Annotated in this window: 4 protein-coding genes; 2 read left to right on the top strand and 2 right to left on the bottom strand. The window is 47.3% G+C overall.

All coding sequences use genetic code 11. The features are described 5' to 3' along the window. Positions 1-429 (top strand): cation diffusion facilitator family transporter (locus tag VIM87_RS10020; RefSeq protein ID WP_331996861.1); only part of this gene is annotated, 429 nt, incomplete at its 5' end. A gap of 224 nt (positions 430-653) precedes the next feature. Here the strand turns inward: VIM87_RS10020 and VIM87_RS10025 are convergent. Beyond that, positions 654-1,847 carry a serine hydrolase domain-containing protein gene (locus VIM87_RS10025; protein WP_331996862.1) on the bottom strand — a complete coding sequence of 398 codons (1,194 nt, stop codon included), beginning with the start codon at positions 1,845-1,847 and terminating at the stop codon, positions 654-656. Positions 1,848-2,108: 261 nt separating this feature from the next. Here VIM87_RS10025 and serA point away from each other — a divergent pair, with 261 nt between their 5' ends. Beyond that, positions 2,109-3,344 carry a phosphoglycerate dehydrogenase gene (gene serA, locus VIM87_RS10030; protein WP_331996863.1) on the top strand — a complete coding sequence of 412 codons (1,236 nt, stop codon included), beginning with the start codon at positions 2,109-2,111 and terminating at the stop codon, positions 3,342-3,344. Between the two features lie 80 nt (positions 3,345-3,424). On the opposite strand, the gene VIM87_RS10035 is transcribed toward serA, so the two are convergent. Beyond that, a partial coding sequence (locus VIM87_RS10035; RefSeq protein WP_331996864.1) for a gliding motility-associated C-terminal domain-containing protein occupies positions 3,425-3,811 on the bottom strand: 387 nt, incomplete at its 5' end.

Consider the following 3,811-nt stretch of genomic DNA (forward strand, 5'->3'; position numbering starts at 1 on the left):
GGCATCCTGATCCTGCGCAAAGGCTACCAGCTGCTGCGCCGCTCTATATCCGGGCTGATGGATGAAACCGATATGCAGGTGATAGACCAGGTCATTAACATCCTGAACCAACACCGCCGGCCTGCCTGGATAGATGTGCACAATATGCGTGTACAGCAATACGGCAATAATTATCATATCGATTGCCATATTACCTTACCTTATTACCTGGAGCTAAGCCAGGCGCATGATCAGCTGAAAGCGGTGGAAAAGCTGGTGAACCAGGAATTCCCCAATAGTGAAGTTGAGTTCTTTATCCATGCAGATCCCTGCCTGCCGGTGTGTTGCCACTACTGCCAGCTGATGGAATGCCCCGTACGTAAAGAAAATTTCAGTGGTAAGATCACCTGGACCCGGGAGAATGTACTGCCGAACAGGAAACACGGATAAATGTGCAGATGTGCAAATATGCGAATGTGCAGATGGATTGAATTATGTTGTTAAATGTGCTGATGTGCTGGTATATGTTAAAGACCATTACATTATAAAAAGGTCCGGATCATTGATCCAGACCTTTCTCTTAGATTAATCAAATATCATTAAACAACATATACCAGCACATCAGCACATTCTTTTTCATCTGCACATCTGCATATTTACACATCTGCACATTATTATTCTTCCCCTTCTTCGTCTCCATCTCCATGCCCCATGATAGCACGGATCGGTTTTACTGCCTGGTAAATACCGCGGTCGTATTTATTGCCTAAAATAATAATGGTAGTGCTATCCTGCACCAGCCGGCAGAACACGGTATTATTACCATGCCACCAGCCGTTATGATATATAATCTTACTGCTGTCGGGGTTTATCATTAAACGCCAGCCCAGGCCGTAATTGCGCACGCCCGGTTTCTCATTGCTGTAAGGGGTAAAGGCCTGCTGCAGGGTTTCCGGTTTAAAGAAGCCGGTGTACAAAGCCTGGTCCCATTTCAGCATATCCTGTGCGGTGCTGTATATGCCTTTATCACCAAAAACGCCATCCAGGTAAGTGTCCGGTTCAGGGCGCAGGTTGTATTTATGGCTGGTGGTCTGGTGCGGCCGCTTTGTACTGGTAGGGTCAAAAACAAAGGTGTTCGTCATACCCAGCGGCTCAAAAAAGGTATGCCGCATAAAGTCCGGGTACTTTTGCCCGCTTACCCTTTCAATAATAGAAGCCAGCAGCGCAAAGTTGGTATTGCAATACTGGAAATGGGTGTTGGGCTGATGTTGTACCGGTGGTTTATGCTGCTCCATCATACGCAGCAGCTCCGCATTGGTAAGAAAAATATCCTGGTTCCGCCACAGGCTGTCGCTGAAGTATAAGTAGTTGGGCAGGCCGCTACGGTGGTTCAGCAGCATGCGAATGGTAATGCCCATATAAGGGAAGGTAGGGAAGTAGCGCTGCAGCGTATCTTCCAGGCTTAGCTGCCCGCGCTCCATTAACCACAGAATACCCATACCCGTAAAGGTTTTGGATACAGATGCCAGCTGGAAGGAGGAGCTTTCGCCGATCAGCATTTTGCTCTGGTAATCTTCGATACCATGGTACTGTTCAAAGATCGTTACACCTTTCTTGGCTACCAGCATGGCGCCGTTAAAACCTGTCCTTAATAATTTATGGGAAAAGAAGTCAGAAAGTTCTGCCTGTTGCCTTTTGGTAGTGGGAGAGTTGAGAATGGCTGCTTTTTCAGCAGCAGTTTCTTCAAGATCATATACCGCTTCTGCTGGTGTGTTGAGGGACTTTTTTTCTCGCGCCGCGTTGCTCTGGCATCCGGAAATGTATAATGCAATACCGGATATGGTCAAAATATAAACAAAAACTTTCAATCGCTTCATTGAACAATGACAACTAATAGACTATAAAATATAAAAGAAAGCCCGGAGCTTTCCCTCTTTTTAGCAATAATGGTGAATAATATTCTAAAAACGAAGCAAACTACAGCATATTTTTTGACAATATCAAATTTGCCGGAACCCCTGTTTGATTTTTGCCAGACTTCTGTTAGGTTTGCACCTTGTTTTAGCCCTAAACCACAATTATTAAGCCAATTGCGAATACACAACGTACGCATTAATAATACTATATATATGGAGCAGAAGTTGACAAGCTATCCAAAAGAAAAGATCAATATCCTCTTGCTGGAGAACATCAGTGATGCTGCTGTGGCAGAGTTTACGCACGCGGGCTATGTAAATACCCGCCGGCTGTCGGGGGCATTGGGCGAGGAGCAATTGATCAGCGAGATCAAGGATGTGCATTTACTGGGTATCCGGTCCAAAACGCAGATCACCGCTAAGGTGCTGGCCGCAGCTAAAAAGCTGCAGGCCATTGGCTGCTTTTGTATCGGCACCAACCAGGTAGATCTGAAGAATGCAAAAGAGCACGGCATTGCAGTATTTAATGCGCCCTATTCAAATACCCGTTCGGTAGCCGAGCTGGTAATAGGTTTGTCTATTATGCTGATACGCCGTATTCCTGATAAGAACAAAGCCGCACATGAAGGTGTGTGGAAAAAAGAAGCTGCCGGCAGCTATGAGCTCAGGGGTAAAACGCTGGGCATTGTAGGCTATGGCAACATTGGCAGCCAGGTAAGCGTGCTGGCCGAATCTATGGGCATGAACGTAATGTACTATGATGTGGAAACCAAGCTGCCGCTGGGAAATGCTGTACAGCAGAAAACCCTGAAGGACCTGTTTTCCCAGGCCGACATTATTTCCCTGCATGTACCCTCTACCAGGACCACCAGCAATATGATCAATGCAGAAACGCTGAAAGACGTTAAGAAAGGCGCTATTTTCATCAACTACGCCCGTGGCGAAGTGGTGGACCTGGATGCCCTGAAAGATGCCTTAGTAAGCGGGCAGCTTTCCGGCGCAGCCATTGACGTATTTCCCGTAGAACCGGAAAAGAACGGCGCAGCCTTTAGCACACCGCTGCAAAACCTGCCTAACGTGATCTTAACGCCGCATATCGGCGGCAGCACAGAAGAAGCGCAGCATAACATTGGGCTGGATGTGAGCAGCAAAATGCTGAACTACCTGGAAAAGGGCGCCAGCTTTGGCTCTCATACCGTACCTGCCATCAGCATATCAGCGGTGGAAAACACGCACCGCATCCTGCACATTCACCAGAACGTGCCGGGCGTGCTGTCTGAGATCAATACCGCTTTATCCGCAAAGAAGATCAACATCCTGGGCCAGTACCTGAAAACAAACGAGCAGATAGGTTATGTGGTGCTGGACGTAGATACACAATTATCGCAGGATGCTTTTGCCGCGCTGAAAGAAGTAAAGCATACCATCAAAACGCGGTTATTGTATTAATATAATCAGCAAACATTGCTTTAAATAAAAGAAGGAGCTCATTACGAGCTCCTTTCTTTTTTATGTCTGCATCTGAGAGTTTACTTAACCACGTTCACCAGGCCATTCAGGATCACCGGCGGCTCTTTCAGGTCTTTGGTATAGGTTACCCACCAAATGTAGGTGCCTACATTCGCCTGATGAGATGTGTTGTTCATAGAGCCATCCCAGCCTTTCCTGGGGTCTGAATCGCTGTACACCAGCTGTCCCCAGCGGTTGTAAATGCGCAGCAGGTAGCCGTACATCATACCGCGTTGCGTTACCGGTCTGAAACGGTCGTTAATACCATCGCCGTTAGGGGAGAAGGCATTGGCAAATACCGGTTTAGGATCGCAAACAGTGAAGTTCACGTTTATTTCGTCGGAGGCCTGTCCGCAGTCGTTGGCTACGGTTACGGAATAGGTGCCGGATTGTGTAACGGTAAGCGT

Source organism: Chitinophaga sp. (assembly GCF_036569125.1).
GTDB lineage: Bacteria > Bacteroidota > Bacteroidia > Chitinophagales > Chitinophagaceae > Chitinophaga.